Annotated in this window: 15 protein-coding genes; 6 read left to right on the top strand and 9 right to left on the bottom strand. The window is 56.9% G+C overall.

The features are described 5' to 3' along the window. The first annotated feature begins 73 nt into the window (after positions 1-73). A complete protein-coding gene (gene dapD / locus K6958_RS04385; protein WP_249893520.1) occupies positions 74-901 on the top strand; it encodes a 2,3,4,5-tetrahydropyridine-2,6-dicarboxylate N-succinyltransferase in 828 nt (275 codons plus the stop codon). Positions 902-1230: 329 nt separating this feature from the next. Beyond that, entirely contained in the window at positions 1231-1626 is a 396-nt protein-coding gene (locus K6958_RS04380; RefSeq protein WP_249893519.1) for a DUF3461 family protein, read from the top strand. Between the two features lie 79 nt (positions 1627-1705). Here K6958_RS04380 and K6958_RS04375 read toward each other — a convergent pair whose 3' ends face one another. From K6958_RS04375 to dgt, 3 genes are all read right to left on the bottom strand, one after another. Continuing rightward, the gene (locus K6958_RS04375; protein ID WP_249894598.1) at positions 1706-2863 is read right to left on the bottom strand and encodes a CdaR family transcriptional regulator; all 1158 of its coding nucleotides are present in this window, start codon (positions 2861-2863) and stop codon (positions 1706-1708) included. A gap of 189 nt (positions 2864-3052) precedes the next feature. After that, positions 3053-4477, bottom strand: coding sequence for a serine endoprotease DegP (degP, locus tag K6958_RS04370; protein ID WP_249893518.1), 1425 nt, complete (start codon positions 4475-4477; stop codon positions 3053-3055). Positions 4478-4626: 149 nt separating this feature from the next. Then, the gene (gene dgt, locus K6958_RS04365) at positions 4627-6123 is read right to left on the bottom strand and encodes a dGTPase (protein ID WP_249893517.1); all 1497 of its coding nucleotides are present in this window, start codon (positions 6121-6123) and stop codon (positions 4627-4629) included. Positions 6124-6228: 105 nt separating this feature from the next. Here dgt and mtnN point away from each other — a divergent pair, with 105 nt between their 5' ends. The 3 genes from mtnN (at position 6229) to K6958_RS04350 (ending at position 8080) form a co-directional block, all read left to right on the top strand. Continuing rightward, a complete protein-coding gene (mtnN, locus tag K6958_RS04360) occupies positions 6229-6927 on the top strand; it encodes a 5'-methylthioadenosine/S-adenosylhomocysteine nucleosidase (protein WP_249893516.1) in 699 nt (232 codons plus the stop codon). After that, the gene (gene btuF, locus K6958_RS04355) at positions 6920-7723 is read left to right on the top strand and encodes a vitamin B12 ABC transporter substrate-binding protein BtuF (protein WP_434085190.1); all 804 of its coding nucleotides are present in this window, start codon (positions 6920-6922) and stop codon (positions 7721-7723) included. The genes mtnN and btuF overlap by 8 nt, the downstream gene beginning before the upstream one ends. 105 nt (positions 7724-7828) lie before the next feature. Next, positions 7829-8080 carry a hypothetical protein gene (locus K6958_RS04350; RefSeq protein WP_249893515.1) on the top strand — a complete coding sequence of 84 codons (252 nt, stop codon included), beginning with the start codon at positions 7829-7831 and terminating at the stop codon, positions 8078-8080. A gap of 43 nt (positions 8081-8123) precedes the next feature. Here the strand turns inward: K6958_RS04350 and erpA are convergent, their stop codons facing one another. Together erpA and clcA are read right to left on the bottom strand one after the other, a co-directional pair. Continuing rightward, entirely contained in the window at positions 8124-8471 is a 348-nt protein-coding gene (erpA, locus tag K6958_RS04345; RefSeq protein ID WP_085067931.1) for an iron-sulfur cluster insertion protein ErpA, read from the bottom strand. A 79-nt stretch (positions 8472-8550) separates the two neighbouring features. After that, the gene (gene clcA, locus K6958_RS04340) at positions 8551-9969 is read right to left on the bottom strand and encodes a H(+)/Cl(-) exchange transporter ClcA (protein ID WP_249893514.1); all 1419 of its coding nucleotides are present in this window, start codon (positions 9967-9969) and stop codon (positions 8551-8553) included. Between the two features lie 219 nt (positions 9970-10188). On the opposite strand from clcA, the gene hemL reads away from it, so the two are divergent. Continuing rightward, entirely contained in the window at positions 10189-11469 is a 1281-nt protein-coding gene (hemL, locus tag K6958_RS04335; RefSeq protein WP_249893513.1) for a glutamate-1-semialdehyde 2,1-aminomutase, read from the top strand. Between the two features lie 67 nt (positions 11470-11536). Here the strand turns inward: hemL and fhuB are convergent, their stop codons facing one another. The 4 genes from fhuB to fhuA are packed head-to-tail and all read right to left on the bottom strand — an operon-like array spanning position 11537 to position 17426. After that, on the bottom strand, positions 11537-13519 hold the full coding sequence (fhuB, locus tag K6958_RS04330; protein WP_249894596.1) for a Fe(3+)-hydroxamate ABC transporter permease FhuB: 1983 nt from the start codon (positions 13517-13519) through the stop codon (positions 11537-11539). After that, positions 13519-14394, bottom strand: a complete 876-nt coding sequence (fhuD, locus tag K6958_RS04325; RefSeq protein WP_249893512.1) for a Fe(3+)-hydroxamate ABC transporter substrate-binding protein FhuD — start codon at positions 14392-14394, stop codon at positions 13519-13521. Before fhuD ends, fhuB begins: the two co-directional genes overlap by 1 nt. A gap of 15 nt (positions 14395-14409) precedes the next feature. Next, positions 14410-15204: a Fe3+-hydroxamate ABC transporter ATP-binding protein FhuC gene (fhuC, locus tag K6958_RS04320; protein ID WP_249893511.1), complete on the bottom strand. Its 795-nt coding sequence runs from the start codon at positions 15202-15204 to the stop codon at positions 14410-14412. A 53-nt stretch (positions 15205-15257) separates the two neighbouring features. After that, positions 15258-17426 carry a ferrichrome porin FhuA gene (gene fhuA / locus K6958_RS04315; RefSeq protein ID WP_249893510.1) on the bottom strand — a complete coding sequence of 723 codons (2169 nt, stop codon included), beginning with the start codon at positions 17424-17426 and terminating at the stop codon, positions 15258-15260. Between the last annotated feature and the right edge of the window lie 149 nt (positions 17427-17575).

Raw genomic sequence — 17575 nt, 5'->3', positions numbered from 1 at the left:
GTCGTTCACCACCCCATCGGGCCAGTAGCGACGCAGCCCGACGGTGAATGCACTAACCAGGAAGAAAATGTAAATGCAACAGTTACAGAGTGTCATTGAGAGCGCGTTTGAGCGCCGTGCCGACATCACGCCTGCCAGCGTAGATTCCGCCACCCGCGCAGCCGTAGAGCAGGTTATCGCGCTGCTGGACAGCGGCGCCCTGCGCGTAGCCGAAAAGATTGATGGCCAGTGGGTCACGCATCAGTGGCTGAAAAAAGCTGTGCTGCTCTCTTTCCGTATCAATGACAATCAGGTAATCGAAGGCGCTGAAAGCCGTTATTACGATAAAGTGCCGATGAAGTTTGCCGCGTATGATGAAGCGCGCTTCAAAAAAGAGGGCTTCCGCGTGGTGCCGCCGGCGGCCGTACGTCAGGGTGCCTTTATCGCCCGCAACACCGTTCTGATGCCTTCCTACGTCAATATCGGCGCGTGGGTTGATGAAGGCTCGATGGTGGATACCTGGGCGACCGTGGGTTCCTGCGCGCAGATTGGCAAAAACGTCCACCTTTCCGGCGGCGTCGGCATCGGCGGCGTGCTGGAGCCGCTGCAGGCTAATCCGACCATCATCGAAGACAACTGCTTTATCGGCGCACGTTCTGAAATCGTAGAGGGCGTGATCGTTGAGGAAGGTTCAGTGATCTCTATGGGCGTGTATATCGGCCAGAGCACCAAAATTTACGATCGTGAAACCGGCGAAATCCATTACGGCCGCGTGCCGGCTGGCTCAGTGGTGGTTTCCGGCAACCTGCCGTCAAAAGATGGCTCTTACAGCCTCTACTGCGCGGTTATCGTGAAGAAAGTCGACGCGAAAACGCGCGGCAAGGTTGGCATCAATGAGCTGCTGCGCACCATTGATGAATAAGGCCTGACGCCCTGCCCTGTCTCTGCGGCAGGGCGTCCCCCTCTTTCGTGGTTTCCCGTCGCCGTTCCGGCATTCGACCTGTTGCGCCTGGCCGTTATCCGCGCCGCTTCGCATCGCTGCAAATTAAAGGTGCGTTTATTTTTTGCGCGGGCGATAATTCATCTCCGCCATTTCTGCGGCGCAATTTCCCGAAAGTCGTCGTTTATGTCTACAGTGATGACAGGCCCTTTTCCCTGTTTCAGCAGGATGCCCGTACAGCGTAGGGGCCGAAATAAGGTGTAACGGAACAGTTGCGACGCCCTAATTTCACGTTCACAGGAAACATCGCCATGTATGACAATTTAAAAAGCCTGGGCATTTCCAATCCGGAAGATATCGATCGCTACAGCCTGCGTCAGGAAGCGAACAATGACATTCTGAAAATTTACTTCCGTAAAGATAAGGGCGAATTTTTTGCCAAAAGCGTTAAATTTAAATATCCGCGTCAGCGTAAAACCGTGGTGGCGGATGGCATCGGGCAGGGTTACAAAGAGGTGCAGGAGATCAGCCCAAATCTGCGCTATGTGATCGATGAGCTGGATCAGATCTGCCAGCGTGACCAGGTGGAAATTGACCTGAAGCGTAAAATTTTGGACGATCTGCGTCATCTGGAGAGCGTAGTATCGAATAAAATCGCCGAAATTGAATCTGACCTGGATAAGCTGACCCGTAATAGCCGCCAGTGACACGCTAAACCAGGTCTGTCTGTCTCAAGCTGGTGCAGAACGCTGACTACGCCGCGGCATCATGCGGCGTCTTCTCCTGTTAGGGTTGTTCATCCAGCTGTAGCGCCACATATAACAGCAGCCGATCGTCAAAATTACCCAGATCAAGCCCGGTCAATTCAGAAATACGGTTCAGTCGATATTCCAGCGTATTACGATGAATAAACAGCGCCCGGGCGGTGGCCGAAGGCTGCACGTTATTGCTGAACCAGGAGATTAAGGTACGCCGCAGCAGTCCGTTATTATCCATCGCTTTTAGCTTCGCCAGCGGACGCGACAGTTCATTCGCCTGCCAGCCGCCGCGCAGGCTATCAAGCAGCACCGGCAGCACTAAATCCTGATAAAAAAAGCTGCGCTGTTCCGGCATACGCTGTTTGCCCACGCTCATGGTGGTACGCGCCGTCCGGTAAGAACGGGCGATACTGCCCTCGCCGCTAAAGTAGTTACCTAACGCAATGCGAATGCGCAGATGTCCGCTCTCTTTCATACGTCCTAACAGTTGCTCCACACGCCGCCGATGCTCATCCTGATCGTAACGGCCATGGGCATTCAACGCGGGCTTCAGCACGACCATTTCCGTTAGCGACACGATAGCGATCAGATTGTCGCGCTCCGGCATGGTCAACAGCGTCTGGAGCTGCTGTAGCTCGGCCATGGCGCTGTCGACCCCCAGTTGTCCGCTATCAACCTCGACCACCGCCACTACGCGCGGCTGATTAAGATCGATGCCCAACCGCTGCGCCCATGCCATCAGCGCCGGAGAAAGGGTTTCACTGCGAATAAGGTTCAGCACCAGCTCTTCGCGCAGACGACTATCCTGCGCCAGCATATGCAGCAGCCGCGCCTGCTCCAGCATCATTTCCGCCGTCATACAGACCAGCTCGCCGTACTGACGCAGCGAAACGGGATCGCCGGTCAGGCCGATCACGCCAACGATTTCACCGGCTATACGCAGCGGCAAATTGATGCCAGGCCGTACCCCGTGCAGGTGACGCGCGACGGCCTCGTCAATATCCACCACGCGCGCCTGCGACAGCGCCAGCAGCGCGCCTTCGTGCAACTCCCCAATACGCTCGCGATCGCCGCTGCCGATAATCCGGCCACGGGCATCCATGACATTGACGTTACTGTCGATAATTTTCATCGTACGCGCAACGATATCCTGGGCCAGACGAGCATCCAGGTGATAGTTAGCCATCATTCACTCCAGCCGGGGCCTGAAGAAGCAGCATACGTTGGCGACCGCGGCGAAGCATTGTGCAGTTGCACAAAGCACCGTTCCGGTTAATAAATTTGCGGGCGATATCACAAAGTAAAAACGGCCCGACGAACAGGCCGTCGGGCCGTTAGCTGCATGCTGCTTTACGGGTTTTCCCGCGAAAAAGCGTTATTGCATTAACAGATAAATATTGCTGTCGCCGCGTTTAATATTCAACGCCAGTACGGAGGGTTTGGTATCCAGGATCTTACGCAGCTCGCCGAGGTTCGTCACCGGCTGCTGGTTAACGCCAAGGATCATATCGTCTTTTTTCAGGCCGATACGCGCCGCGGCGCTGCCAGGCTTAACGCTGTCTACGCGCACGCCTTTCTGACCATTCACCTCCGCATTGCTCAGGCCTGCGCCTTCAATGCCGGTATAAATGGTGGCGGAATCCACTTTATCTTGCGAACTTTGCTGCAGTTCCACCGTTACCGTTAGCGGTTTACCGTCACGCAGCAGGCCCAGCTCCAGCTTAGTGCCGACCGGCAGCGAGCCAACTTCAGCACGCAACGCGGCAAAGCTGGAGATCTGTTTTTTGTTGAGCGAGGTGATGACGTCGCCCGCTTTAATCCCCGCTTTAGCCGCGGAAGATTTCGGCATCACCTGGCTAACAAACGCGCCGCGCTGCGCGTCCACTTTCATCGCTTTCGCCAGCTCAGAGTTTAGCTCGGTGCCCATGATGCCCAGCTCGCCACGTTTCACCTGACCATACTCCACCATCTGCGCGGTCAGATTCTTCACCATATTGCTCGGAATGGCGAAGCCGATACCGATATTGCCGCCATCCGGGGCGAGGATCGCGGTATTAATCCCGATCAGTTCACCGTTCAGGTTAACCAGCGCGCCGCCGGAGTTACCCCGGTTAATGGCCGCATCGGTCTGAATAAAGTTCTCATAATTTTCTACGTTCAGGCCGCTACGACCCAGCGCGGAGACGATACCGGAGGTGACGGTTTCGCCCAGTCCGTACGGGTTACCGATGGCCACCGTATAATCGCCGACGCGCAGGCTATCTGAGTCAGCCATTTTGATGGCGGTAAGATTTTTGAAATCCTGTAACTGAATCAGCGCTATATCAGAGCGCGGATCTTTGCCGATCACTTTGGCCTCATAGCGACGCCCATCGCTAAGCTGCACCTGAATTTTGGTGGCGTTATCCACCACGTGATTGTTGGTAACCACATACCCTTTATCAGCATTAATCACCACGCCGGAGCCCAGCGCGCGGAATTTTTGCTGCGGCGCAGCGCCGCCAGGCGCGGCGCCCTGGCACATCGGCGAATTCAGGAACGGCGACCCCTCCTGACAGAAGGGTGAGTTGTCGCCGAAGAACTGCTGGAACTGCGGCGGCAGACGCGGCGTTTTCGCCGTGGTGCTGCCTTCAACATTAATACTGACCACCGACGGCATCACCTTTTCCAGCATCGGCGCCAGGCTGGGAAGCTGCTGCGTAGAGGAAGAGGCTGTTTCAGCAGCCATAACGTAACTCGGGCTCATCGCCATTCCCAGGCTAAGAGCTAATGCGCTTAATACAAGAGTTGTTTTTTTCATTCGTCTGTTACTCGTATTGGATCAATGAAGCTGACCATCATATTGGCCGTGTTGATGAGATTAAATTTTTACCGCAAAGTTCATCAGTAACTTTTTGGCAAAAGTAAAAAAATATTCTGCATCTTTACAAAACTCCTTTTATAACTTCATTATTCAACCGCCATTAAACGGCGGTATTCATCCCAGGCATAAAGATCGGTCATGCCACTAATATAGTCCTGAATCAGACGCGCGCGATAATAACGCTCCCACAATAGCCGCTGATATTTATGCTCAATTTTCACGGTGCGCATATGTTGCTGATAAGCACGGCGATGTTTGCCGGAAAGCTTATGGAACAGCCGGGTTTCGATAGGATGTCCGGCAAGGAAATCCTCCTTCATTAGCGTGGTAAAGGCTTCATAATTAAGCTCAAGCAGCGGCTGGTAAATCTCCAGCAGCCCTTTTATTACCCGATAGCCCTGTAATTCTAACTGTTCGACTTCCGAATGATTAAATACGTGACGACGGGCAACGGTTTTAAACAGCGTAAGCAGACGCCCTTCTTCGCCCTCATCTTCCAACAGCGCGTGATTAAAGTCGCCGTTGAAAATCGCCGCCAGATTATCCACAAACCGATTAACGGCGTGGCTAACCAGCACATTCTGCACGCTAACGCGCAACGACATAAAAAACTGATCGCTGCGTCCGCGTATTTTCTTACCGTTGGCCTCACGCCACGCATAACCGATAGTGCGGCTAAAGGCATCGCCGGGACGCACCGGCCCCCACAGTTTTTCCAGATAGCCATACAGCGTATCGACGTTGAAAATCGCCTTTTCCACCGCATCATCTAAATCAGCGATACAGTAGGAAATATCATCTGCCGCTTCCATGATCCAGGTTAACGGAAAACGATGGTGCTCCGGCAGCTGCGTCGCCGCACGCAGTTCAGCAATATAGTGGCGCTCGGAAAGATAAAATCCCGGCTTTTTCATCAACGTAGTGAACTGCGCTGGCTTTTCGCCCTGCCACCAGGCGGGCGCGGTATATTTTAAAATACAGGCGACCTGGCTGTAGGTCAGGTTCAACTGGAGCAGCGTATGGACCAGACGAATCGCCTGCGCGTTGCCTTCGAAATGGCACAGGTCCTGGCGGATAGTGGCGTTTAATGCGCTAAAATCCGCCTGCTGCGCCGCGTCGCCATCGTCCACTCCGGCCACCAGCGGATCCACCAGCTCGGCCGGTAAATTGGCGTCGAACCAGTCGTTAATCGCCGCCTCGCCAAAGTGACCAAAAGGTGGATTACCCACATCGTGTAGCAGGCAGGCCATCTCTACCAGGCTTTCAAACGCGCCGGACAGCTCATGCAAACCATATTTTTCCAGGCCGCCACGCGTTTTTAAGGTTTCCAGGATCTCTTTCGCGATGTAGCGCCCGGTCTGTTGCACTTCCAGCGAGTGCGTCAGACGTGAGCGTACCGCGGCATTACGCTCTAACGGAAATACCTGCGTTTTCTGCTGTAAACGGCGGATGGCCGCTGAATTAATAATACGCCCACGGTCGCTTTCAAAATGGCGGGTAATGGCATATTCCCCCTGCGGCGCTTCCCGACTGTTCCATGGGCGCTGGAAGCTGATTCGCTGCCGGAAATTAATCTTATCCATCGATTCCCCTTGTTTCTGCATGAAAACATCTTGCCGTGGGCCTGTGATAGACTATGCAACAGTTCAAACGCTGAATTCCACTTTAATTACTTAGCGAGTAACCCTATGAAAGCAGGCATTATTGGTGCAATGGAGCAGGAAGTCACACTGCTGCGCGATAAAATTGAAAACCGTCAGACGATTTCTGTCGCCGGCTGTGAAATTTATACCGGCACGCTGAACGGCGTGGAAGTGGCGCTGTTGAAATCAGGGATCGGTAAAGTTTCTGCCGCGTTGGGCACCGCGCTGCTGCTGGAGCACTGCCGCCCTGACTTTATTATCAATACCGGTTCGGCGGGCGGGCTGGCCTCCTCGCTGAAGGTAGGCGATATCGTGGTCTCAGACGAAGTGCGCTATCACGATGCGGACGTCACCGCCTTCGGTTATGAGCCAGGCCAAATGGCGGGCTGCCCGGCCGCTTTCCCGGCGGACGCCTCGCTGATTGCCGCCGCAGAAGCGTGCATTAGCCAGCTGAATCTGCATGCGGTACGCGGTCTGGTGGTTAGCGGCGACGCCTTTATCAACGGCGCAGAACCGCTGGCGCGTATTCGTGCCACCTTCCCACAGGCGATCGCTGTGGAAATGGAAGCTACGGCCATCGGCCACGTTTGCCATCAGTTCGCCACGCCGTTTGTGGTGATCCGTGCCATCTCGGACGTTGCCGATCAGGAATCCCATCTTAGCTTTGAAGAGTTCCTTAGCGTCGCGGCTAAACAATCTTCGCTGCTGGTGGAAACGCTGCTGGGCAACCTGGCGCGTGGCTAAACACGTTATCTGCCTGCTGGCGCTCTGGTTGTTTTCCAGCCTGGCGCTGGCAGTCGGCGCGCCGCGCGTGATCACGCTGGCGCCGCATCTTACCGAACTCGCCTTTGCCGCCGGCATTACGCCGGTGGCGGTTAGCGCCTGGTCCGATTACCCACCAGAGGCAAAGTCGCTGGAGCAGGTCGCCAACTGGCAAGGCATTAAGCTGGAGCGCATCCTGGCGCTCAAGCCGGATCTGGTGTTAGCATGGCGCGGCGGTTCCCCGCAGCGGCAAATTGATCAGCTGCGGGCATTGGGCGTAGAGGTTATCTGGCTGGATCCCAACTCGGTTGATAGCATTGTCGCCGCGCTGCATCAGCTGGCGGCGTGGAGTCCTGCCCCGCAACAGGCGCATCGCGCCGCAGAGGATCTGGCCGCGCGTTTTGCGGCGTTGCGCCAGCGCTATGCCAACCCCACCCATCGACGCGTATTTTTACAGTTTGGTCAGCAACCGCTATTTACCGCCGCGCGCGCGACCTTACAAAACCAGCTGCTGACGCTGTGCGGCGGTGAAAATATCTTTGCGGCCAGCGCGGCGCCCTGGCCGCAGGTCAGCCGCGAGCAGGTGCTGGCGCGCCATCCCGATATGATCGTTATTCCTGGCGACAGCCATGCCGCCGCTCAGATCGGGCGTTTCTGGCAGCCGCAGCTGTCGGTGCCAGTGGTGGCGATACCGGAAGACTGGCTGAGTCGTCCCGGTCCACGCAGCGTGCTGGCGGCGGAAAAACTGTGTCAGGCGTTACAGCCCGACAAACATTAATTAAAGGTTTCGTTTTTTATACCGATAGCTGTTTTACCGAGCGGCCAAAAAATAAAGGTCGCCGGTTTTGCTGCGCGTTAAGCGCGTTTAACACCAGGACAAACCATGAAAATCCTTCTCTTTGCCTGTGGGCTATTGATGACGGGAAGCGTCTGCGCGGCGACAATTTCCGGCAGCATAGATGTCAGGTTGACTATTTATAAGCAGTGCGAAATCGACGGGCAAGCGCCAATCCGCGGCCAGCCGGCGGTGGACTGCGGCCAGCAGCCCTCCGCGCAACCGAAAGTGACCACCACTACGCTGCAACAGGATGCGAAGATTCGCCAGGAAACGCGTTTGATTACCGTTGAATGGTAGGAAAAATCAACGTGCTTTACAGGACGTAAAGCACGCTCTGTTGTCAGATGCTGAAGGAAGAACCACAGCCACAGGTGGTTTTAGCATTCGGATTGGTGACAATAAAACGGGAACCTTCCAGACCTTCGGTATAATCCACCGCGCCACCGACCAGGTATTGAAGGCTCATCGGATCCACCACCAGCGAAACGCCTGATTTCTCAATGGTCATATCGCCGTCGTTGATTTTATCATCGAAGGTAAAGCCGTACTGAAAACCACTGCAACCGCCGCCGGTAATATAAACCCGCAGTTTCAGATCGGGATTGTCTTCATCAGCAATCAGGGTTTTCACCTTACTGGCTGCCGCCTCGGTAAATTGCAGCGGCAGTGCTGCTACTTCATCACTCATTGAAACACTCCGCAATTGTTCCGGCCCAGGCCAGAAATGGCCGCGCTTGTCAATATTATCTAATAGCCTGGTGCAGCAATCAAGTATCCGCCCTCGCACTCTGTGCCTTTTCCTCATCCTGCTGCGCCTGCTGCTTCGCCAGTGTCCTGGCTAACAGCGAGGAGTAAAGCGGCTTGCCGCCGAGGAACTGCGCCAGCAGCGTCGCGCCGAGGCAGGTAATAATCATCGGTAAAATTAGCTGATAATTATCGGTCATCTCCAGCACCAGCACGATGCCGGTCAACGGCGCACGCACGGAAGCAGCAAACAGCGCGCCCATTCCGGCAATGGCAAAGGTGCCCGGATCGAGCGTTAATGAAGGCAGTAAAGTGGCGCTGGCCATGCCGAAAGCAGTGCCCAACAGCGTCCCCAGAGCCAGCATCGGCGCAAAGATACCGCCCGGCGCGCCCGAGCTAAAGCACAGCAGCGTGGTGATCACGCGCGCGATAAAAATAAACAATAGCATCCCTACCGTATAGTGCCCTGCCGCCGCGATGGGAATCAGACTGAATCCGCCGCCCGCCGCTTCTGGTTTAATCACTGCCAGAATACCGCACAGGCCGCCGAGCAGCGCCCCGATAATCAGCGCTTTTTTCATCACGCCGCCGTGCAGCCGCTGAAAAAAGTCCTGAGTCATAAAAATCAGCCGGTTAAACAACACGCCGACAACGCCAAACAGCATGCCCAGCAGCAGATAGAGCCACAGCGTATTGATGGGCGCGCTCGCCAGTTTGCCGACAGCGATCACCGCATGTTCGCCATTAAAATAGCGAAACACCACGCTCGACATAATGACGCCGATAAATACCGCCTTAATAGAAATCAGGCTGTAGCGAAACTGCAAACGCATCTCTTCGATGATAAACAGGATACCGGCCAGCGGCGCATTAAAGGCGGCGGAAAGCCCGGCGGCCGCCCCGGTAGCCAGCAGCGAGTGGCGCGCTTCAGCGCTGCGCATGCGAAATAGATCCAGCACCATACGTCCGACATTACCGCCCAGCTGTACCGTGGGCCCTTCTCTGCCCAGGACCATGCCGGCCCCCAGCGTGCCCATACCGCCGAGGAATTTAACCGGAATAACGCGCCACCAGCGGACCGGACGCAGCTCTTCCAGCGCGCCTTCAATTTCCGGAATGCCGGAACCGCCCGCCTCTGGCGCAAAGCGACGCACCAGCCAGTAGCCAAAGGCGGCCAGTACTGCGGACAATAAAAAGGCCAGCGGGAAGGCCAGCCATAAATGATCTCCGGTGCTGGCAACCACGCCCAGACGCCAGGCCTGCACCGCCGTTACCGCTTTCTCAAAGGCCACCCCAACCAGCCCGGCCAGCGTGCCGACGATACCGGCGACAATTAGAATCGCCACGGGCGTTTTATCACGGCGCAGCAGCATCCGCAGAAAATCGGTACGACGCAGAGGAATGACATGCAGTTGCTCGGTGGAAGTGGGTGTTTGATTCATAACGCTCACATCAGGAAGTTAATGAAGTCCGTTATCATACGCCGCACCCTGTGCAGGGGCAAAAAATGCCATTCTGGGTAATACTCCTGTTGCCGGCGCGCAGGCCAGTAAAGGTCGGCAAAGCCAGATACTTTGTTATCAATCTCTGCTGCGCGCCTTCAACGCACCCCTAAGTTCCCGTAGAATAGCCGGGTTTTTCTTTCATTCAGGAGCCGATTAATGAGTAAGTCCGAAAACCTGTATCAGCAGGCGCAGCGTTCCATTCCCGGCGGCGTGAATTCGCCGGTACGCGCCTTTACCGGCGTCGGCGGCGTCCCGTTATTTATTGAGCGTGCCGATGGCGCCTGGCTGTACGATGCCGATGGCAAAGCCTATATCGACTATGTAGGTTCCTGGGGCCCGATGGTGTTGGGCCATAATCATCCAGCGATCCGCAGCGCAGTTATCGAAGCGGCGGAGCGCGGCTTAAGCTTTGGCGCGCCGACAGAGATGGAAGTGAAGATGGCGGAACTGGTGTGCGAACTGGTGCCGTCAATGGAAATGGTACGGATGGTAAACTCCGGCACCGAAGCGACCATGAGCGCCATTCGTCTGGCGCGCGGCTTCACCCAGCGCGATAAAATTATTAAATTTGAAGGCTGCTATCATGGCCATGCTGACTGCCTGCTGGTCAAAGCCGGTTCCGGCGCGCTGACGCTCGGCCAACCAAATTCGCCCGGCGTTCCGGCGGATTTCGCTAAGCACACCCTGACCTGCACCTATAACGATCTGGCATCGGTGCGCGCGGCGTTTGAACAATATCCGCATGAGATCGCCTGCATTATCGTAGAGCCGGTAGCGGGCAATATGAACTGTATTCCGCCGCAGCCAGATTTCCTGCCGGGCCTGCGCGCGCTGTGCGATGAGTTTGGCGCGCTGCTGATTATCGATGAAGTGATGACCGGCTTCCGTGTGGCGCTGGGCGGCGCTCAGGCGCACTATGGCGTAACGCCGGATCTGACCTGCCTGGGTAAGATTATCGGCGGCGGGATGCCGGTAGGTGCGTTCGGTGGACGCCGTGACGTGATGGAAGCGCTGGCGCCGACCGGTCCGGTGTATCAGGCGGGTACGCTTTCCGGCAACCCGATCGCTATGGCGGCTGGTTACGCCTGCCTGACAGAAATTGCGCAGCCCGGCACGCACGCCACGCTGACCGAGCTGACAACCCAGCTGGCGCAGGGGTTACGCGCGGCGGCGCAGGCGGAAAATATCCCGCTGGTGGTTAATCACGTCGGCGGCATGTTCGGCCTGTTCTTTACCGATGCGGCAGAAGTGACCTGCTATGACGATGTGACGCGTTGTGATACCGAGCGCTTTAAGCGCTTCTTCCATCTGATGCTGGAAGAAGGGGTTTACCTGGCGCCGTCGGCGTTTGAAGCGGGCTTTATGTCGCTGGCGCATAGTGCTGAAGATATTCAGCGCACCGTGGATGCGGCGCGTCGCAGCTTCGCGCGTTTGTAAGGATTGACCGCCAGCGGCTTAGCCAGCCTGGATTAAACGTTAACGGGCGCCCTGCGGCGCCCGTTTATTATTTTACCTTTCGCAGCAGCCAGACAAAGTAAGGCGCGCCGATAAAAGTTGCCAGTAATCCTGCCGGGATCTGATTCGGAAACGCCGCCATTCTGCCGCCCCAGTCGGCAACAATCATCAAGCCACCGCCCATTAACGCGGCAACCACCATCTGCGGCAGCGCCCGTCGGAACCCCAGCATCCTTGCGATATGCGGCGCCATCAGGCCAATAAAACTTAACGGCCCGATGGTCAGCGTCGCGGCGGCGGTCAGCGCGGCGGCCAGCAGTAACAGGCACAGGCGCGCCGGCATCAGCGCCACGCCAATTGAACGCGCCGTAGCGCTTCCCAGCGGCAAAATAGTCAGCCAGCGGCTGGCGAACGGCGCTATCGTCACCAGCGCCACCGCTACCAGCGCGGTACGTAGCGCCTGCCCTGCGTCCACGCCGTAGGTGGAACCCGATATCCAGCTTAGCAGCTGCGCCATGCGCGGATCGCCGCTGGCCAGCAGCATCGCCAGTAAGGTGGTAAAGGCGGTGCTGAAGGCCATGCCCGCCAGCAGCATACGCTCCGGTGAAAAACCGCCGCGCCCGGCGACCAGCATAATCAGCATCAACGTTACCGCCGCGCCGAGACTGCCGGCCGGCAACAACCAGGCAAAGGCGTCGCCCGGCACCAGAAACAGCATCAGCACTACGCCGCAGGCGGCTCCGGAGCTAATGCCCAGCACTTCCGGACTGGCCATCGGGTTGCCGGTCAGACGCTGGATCAGGCTGCCCGCCACGCCCAGCATGACGCCCGCCGCCAGCGCGGCGACCATCCGCGGCGCACGCCACGTCTGCAACTGATGCCAGAGATCGCCGCTTGCCCACAGCCAGCCGTGCGCATCGCGCCCCAGCGACAACGCGGTCACCGCCAATAGCAGCAGCACGCCAAGCGCCGCCAGCACCCACAGCAGCACATGCTGACGCTCCGCAGGCACGCGATCGCCCAGGCTTTGCGGCGGCGGTACTGTGCCGGTCCGCAGGCGCGGCAGCAGCCACAGCAGGATTGGCGCGCCGACCAGCGCCGTTAAGGTGCCGGTGGAAACTTCACGCCAGTTATCAGTCAGCCAAATTACGCACTGGTCCGCCAGCCAAAGCAGCAGCGCGCCCAGCAGCGGAGCCAGCAACATGCGGCTAACCAGACGGCGTGCGCCCAGCAGTTTCGCCATCAGCGGTGAAAACAGAGCGATAAAGGCGATGATACCGACAGCATTCACCAGCATGCCGCTCAGAATAATCGCCAGGCCCAGCGCCGCCAGCCGCACCAGCGACAGCGCCATACCCAGATTTTTGGCTACGCCATCATCCAGCCCCAGCACCGTCAGCGGCCGCCTCAGCAGCAAGGCTAACGCAAAGCCCAGCAGCAGGCGCGGCAGCAAAAAGGTTACGTTGCCCCAGTCCTGCTGGCTTAAGGAACCGGTGCTCCACAAAAAGAGGTTTTGCAGCTGATCGTGATTAAAAATAGCGAAGATCTGATTAACCGCGCCGCAGTACAGGCTCATTACCAGCCCAGCAAGGATCAGGGTCACCGGCGACAGCCGCTTGCCCCAGGCGATGCCAAACACCAGCAGGCCAATGCTCACCGCGCCGGTTAGCGCGGCAATCTGTTGCGTGAACATCCCGCCAGGCAAAGCCCATAGCGTCGCCACCGTAATGCCAAGCTGGGCGCCGCTCGCCACGCCCAGCGTAGTCGGTTCCGCCAGCGGGTTGCGCAATACCTGTTGGAACAGCACGCCTACCAGCCCCAGTCCGGCCCCGGCCAGCAGCGCCACCGCCAGCCGCGGCAGCAGGCTAAAGTGAAATACCATCTGATCGATATTCGTATGGTCCGGCTGCAGTAACGCATTCAGCCACTGCTGCTGCGACAGATGATGAGTGAAGTTCAGGCCGGTTAACGCCAGCGCGCCCATGAACAGCGCGCCGATTAGCATCACCGGAAAAGCGAAACGCCTACGCATCATGCCTCCAGTACGTTATCGAGAATACGGCAAAATTCCATCGCCGAGAGCGTGGCGCCATAAAACCAGACGGTCGGCGCACGGGTAAAGCGCCGCTGACGCACAAAAGGTAACGATTGCCAAAGTTCGGTCGCCGCCACCTGCTGCATTAACCTTTCATCCCCATGGCTCAGGCAGATGACCTGCGCATCATGAATGGTCGCCAGACGTTCGATGCCTATCACCGCGCTGCCCCAGAAGTTGGTCTCGCCGAGCCAGGCGTTTTGCAAGCCCAGGTTCTGCATCACCTCTAAAAACAGGCTGCCTTTACCAAACACAATGGCGTGGCCTTTATCAATCAGGGACATCAGCAGTAACGGCTTTGCCGCACGCGGCGCCAGACGCGCGCGCGTAGCGGCAATAAAATCATCAAACATCTGAAGATGGGCCTGCGCCTGCGGTTCTTTGCCGATGCGCTGCGCCAGCTGCGCCAGCGACTGGCGCGCCGCCGAGAGCGGTTTGCCGTCACCGTTGTTAAAGGCGAATCCCTGGCTGGGAGCGATACGCGATAAGGTCTGCGGCGAAGGGCCGTAGCCGCTGGAGTAAAGGATCAGGGAGGGTTTGAGCTGCGTCAGCAGTTCAAGGTTTGGCTCGGTACGCAGCCCGACGTCTATCACGCTGGTGGGCAGTTCAGGCTTACCGACCCAGTCGCGATAGTTAAAGAGTTCGGCGGCGGCCATCGGCACCACGTCCAGCGCCATCATCAATTCGATGGGCAACCACTCAAGGGCGACGATCCGACTGGCATCAAGCGTTTCGGCTCGCAGCGTTTGCTGCCAAAGCAGCGGAGAGAGCGCCATAGCGGCAAGCAGGCGACGACGAGTTATTGGCAGCATAGCCACATCCTTGTATCAGTAAACAAAGCTGACCGGCGCGCCGCCTTGCGGGTGCGGCAGAATGCCCATCGGAATGTTATAAATGCGCTCCAGCACGTCGCTGTGCATAATTTCTGCCGGCGCGCCATGCGCAATCATCTCGCCGGCACGTAGCGCAACCAGTGAATCGCAATAGCGCGCCGCCATATTAATATCATGCAGAACGGCAATCACCGTTAGCCCGCGCTGCTGAGTAAGACGCTGGATCAGTGCCAGCACCTCAACCTGATGCGCGATATCCAGCGCCGAAGTCGGTTCATCAAGCAGCAGGCAGCGGCTGTTCTGCGCCACCAGCATCGCCAGCCAGGCGCGTTGACGTTCCCCGCCGGAGAGGCTATCCACCAGCCGTTGCGCAAAGGGCTTCAGCCCTACCAGCGCAATCGCCTCCTCTACGCGCTGGCGATCCTCTTCGCCATAGCGGCCCAGCGCGCCGTGCCACGGATAGCGCCCCACCGCGACCAGCTCGCGCACCGTCATGCCTTCCGCCGCCGGCAGATGCTGCGGTAAATAGGCGACCTGACGGGCAAAGGCTTTGCTGTTCCATTCCTCCAGCGGCTTGCTATTTAACAGCACGCGGCCTTCGCTGGCGGACTGATGGCGACCTAACATTTTCAGCAGGGTCGATTTCCCTGAGCCGTTATGACCAATAAGGCCGGTCACTTTACCGCTGGGAAAGGTGAGCGAGAGAGGATGCAGCAGCGTACGTCCGGGGACGCGAAAACTGACGTGGTCAAGCGTGAAGGTGGTTTCCTGTGACAGCTGATGTGACATGGTTATCTTCAACGGTGACGGGCGCGACCAAAGCCGCGCCCGGATGGATGGATTTAGAAACGGAATGTTGCGGTAGCAACCACCTGGCGTTCCGCGCCCCAGAAACAGCCGTAGGTTTGGAAGCAGCTGGCGACATATTCGCGGTCCAGCAGGTTGTTAACGTTTAATGCTAAGCTGGAGCCGTACATGCCGAAACGACCAAGGTCATATTTCACCACGGCATCGACCACGGCGGCGCTGCCGACTTTAAAGCTGTTCGCCGGATCGCCATAGCTGGAACCGATCAGACGACCACCAGTGCCCAGCGTCAGGCCGCTTAACGGCCCCTCATTAAAGGTGTAATCGCCCCACAGCGAAGCCATATGCTTTGGTACCTGCTCCGGCGTATTGCCTTTCATGGTAGTGTCTTTGGTGTATTCCGCATCGGTATAGGAGTAAGACGCGGTCATATTGATATTGGCCGTTAACGCCGCTTTCGCTTCCAGCTCTACGCCGCGCGAGCGAATCTCTCCACCCTGAATAGATGAATAAGGATTGGCGGGATCGGACATCAGGTTGTTGGTTTTAGTCAGCTGATAGATAGCTGCGGTCAGCACAATCGGCTGGTCTTTCGGCACATATTTAACGCCCGCTTCATACTGACGGCCTTTAGAGGGCTTAAAGGTATGACCAGCGGCATCCGCGCCGGAATTAGGCTCGAACGATTCGCTATAGCTAACGTAAGGCGTAATGCCATTATCAAACAGATAGTTCAGCCCCACGCGTCCGGTAAACTGGCTGTCGCTGCGCTCGGTATAGGTACCCGCCTGGTAAGCGCGCGTAGACTGTTTTAACCAGTCATAGCGTCCGCCTGCGGTCAGAACGAATCGATTCCACTCCGCCTGATCCTGCACATAAAGCCCGGTCTGCTTCTGCTTGTTTTGCTGGTACGGAGTAGCGGCGCCAAAAGCATAATCGCTGTAATCCGGGTTACGTAAATCCAGAGGTGTGCCAGTGCCAAACAGGGCATTGATATCGTTACGCATCTGTTGGAAATCGATACCTGTTAACAGCGTGTGCGTTACCGCTGCGGTCGCAAACTGGCTTTCAAGCTGCGTATCAACAGCGAAGTTATGCAGTTTTTCATTATCAACCACGGTACTACGATTCAGGATATAGGGGTTATCGGCGCTTATACCGTAGCCGTAAATGCTTTTTTGCGAGGTTTTTGCCTCTACGTAACGCAGGTTCTGACGCACCGTAAATGTGTCGTTAAAGCCGTGCTCGAAGCTATAGCCAACTAATTTATGCGACAACGAGTAGGTGTTGTTGCGGGCGCCTTCATTAAAGCTAACCGGCAGACGAGAACCGTTCGGTAAGGGTTCTACGGTCCCCTCTTTCGGCAACCAACCATAATAGCCGGTTTCCGGCGAATCCTGCAGGTTAGCCAACAGCGTCAGGTTGGTTTTATCATCTGGGCGCCAGGTAAAGGATGGAGCAATAGCGTAGCGTTTCTCTTTCGCGCGCTCCTGCTGGTTATCATTCGAACGCGCCACGCCGGTAAGACGCCACGCATAGACCCCGGCATCATCCAGCGCATTGCTGAAGTCGAACCCGGTCTGCCACAGATTATCGGTGCCCATCTTGAACTGCACTTCACGCAGCGGCTCTGTCGTCGGACGTTTGCTGGTCATGGTAATAATCCCGCCCGGGCTGCTTTTACCATACAGTACGGAAGTCGGGCCGCGCAGTAGCTCTACGCGCTCAAGCATATAGGGATCGATAAGGACTTCGTTATAGAAGTCGCCCTGCAACTTCAGGCCATCCAGATAATTGTTCTGGTTAACCGAACCAAAACCACGAATTTTGACTGCATCATACGTGTTTGATGCGCCGCGCGTAGAAACCGTCACGCCCGGCGTATAGCCCAGCGCTTCTTTAACGGAGGTTGGCTGATGGATATCCATTTCCTGACGCGTCACCACCGAGACTGACTGCGGGTTCTTTTCAATCGGCGTGTCGGTTTTGGTGCCGGTGGCGCTATGCTTAGCGGCGATAGTCGCCGCCGGCCCCCATGCGCTTTCCTGCGGCGCGGCGGCTGAAGCATCAACCACTAGCGTCTGCTCTGCCGCAAACGCAGAACTTCCTCCCGCCAGGGTTAAAGCCACCAGCACCGCCAGCGGACGTTTCGATAAGCCCGCCGAAGCGGATGCAGCAAAGATTTTACTACGCGCATTTGCCATTATGTTTTCTCTGAGTGGAAATAGAAAAGACGATGAAAAAGGAAACGCAAACGATAATTATTCGTATGCTTATTGTTGTGGTTGGATAATATGCGAAACAAACTCAGATCTGCAAGCGGTAATGCGGCGATGCGCTCCCGATTCAGGCT

It is taken from the genome of Mixta hanseatica, assembly GCF_023517775.1.
Classification (GTDB): Bacteria; Pseudomonadota; Gammaproteobacteria; order Enterobacterales; family Enterobacteriaceae; genus Mixta; species Mixta hanseatica.
Note: the sequence above shows the minus strand (reverse complement) of the source record. Positions and strands in the feature narration are given on the sequence as shown.

Bases quoted from the DNA above. Each gene is read 5' to 3' on its own strand.
- K6958_RS04375 (WP_249894598.1), bottom strand. From the start codon at position 2,863: ATGGCTAACTATCACCTGGATGCTCGTCTGGCCCAGGATATCGTTGCG.
- degP (WP_249893518.1), bottom strand. From the start codon at position 4,477: ATGAAAAAAACAACTCTTGTATTAAGCGCATTAGCTCTTAGCCTGGGA.
- mtnN (WP_249893516.1), top strand. From the start codon at position 6,229: ATGAAAGCAGGCATTATTGGTGCAATGGAGCAGGAAGTCACACTGCTG.
- K6958_RS04380 (WP_249893519.1), top strand. From the start codon at position 1,231: ATGTATGACAATTTAAAAAGCCTGGGCATTTCCAATCCGGAAGATATC.
- erpA (WP_085067931.1), bottom strand. From the start codon at position 8,471: ATGAGTGATGAAGTAGCAGCACTGCCGCTGCAATTTACCGAGGCGGCA.
- fhuB (WP_249894596.1), bottom strand. From the start codon at position 13,519: ATGCGTAGGCGTTTCGCTTTTCCGGTGATGCTAATCGGCGCGCTGTTC.
- hemL (WP_249893513.1), top strand. From the start codon at position 10,189: ATGAGTAAGTCCGAAAACCTGTATCAGCAGGCGCAGCGTTCCATTCCC.
- dapD (WP_249893520.1), top strand. From the start codon at position 74: ATGCAACAGTTACAGAGTGTCATTGAGAGCGCGTTTGAGCGCCGTGCC.
- K6958_RS04350 (WP_249893515.1), top strand. From the start codon at position 7,829: ATGAAAATCCTTCTCTTTGCCTGTGGGCTATTGATGACGGGAAGCGTC.
- clcA (WP_249893514.1), bottom strand. From the start codon at position 9,969: ATGAATCAAACACCCACTTCCACCGAGCAACTGCATGTCATTCCTCTG.
- fhuA (WP_249893510.1), bottom strand. From the start codon at position 17,426: ATGGCAAATGCGCGTAGTAAAATCTTTGCTGCATCCGCTTCGGCGGGC.
- fhuD (WP_249893512.1), bottom strand. From the start codon at position 14,394: ATGCTGCCAATAACTCGTCGTCGCCTGCTTGCCGCTATGGCGCTCTCT.
- fhuC (WP_249893511.1), bottom strand. From the start codon at position 15,204: ATGTCACATCAGCTGTCACAGGAAACCACCTTCACGCTTGACCACGTC.
- dgt (WP_249893517.1), bottom strand. From the start codon at position 6,123: ATGGATAAGATTAATTTCCGGCAGCGAATCAGCTTCCAGCGCCCATGG.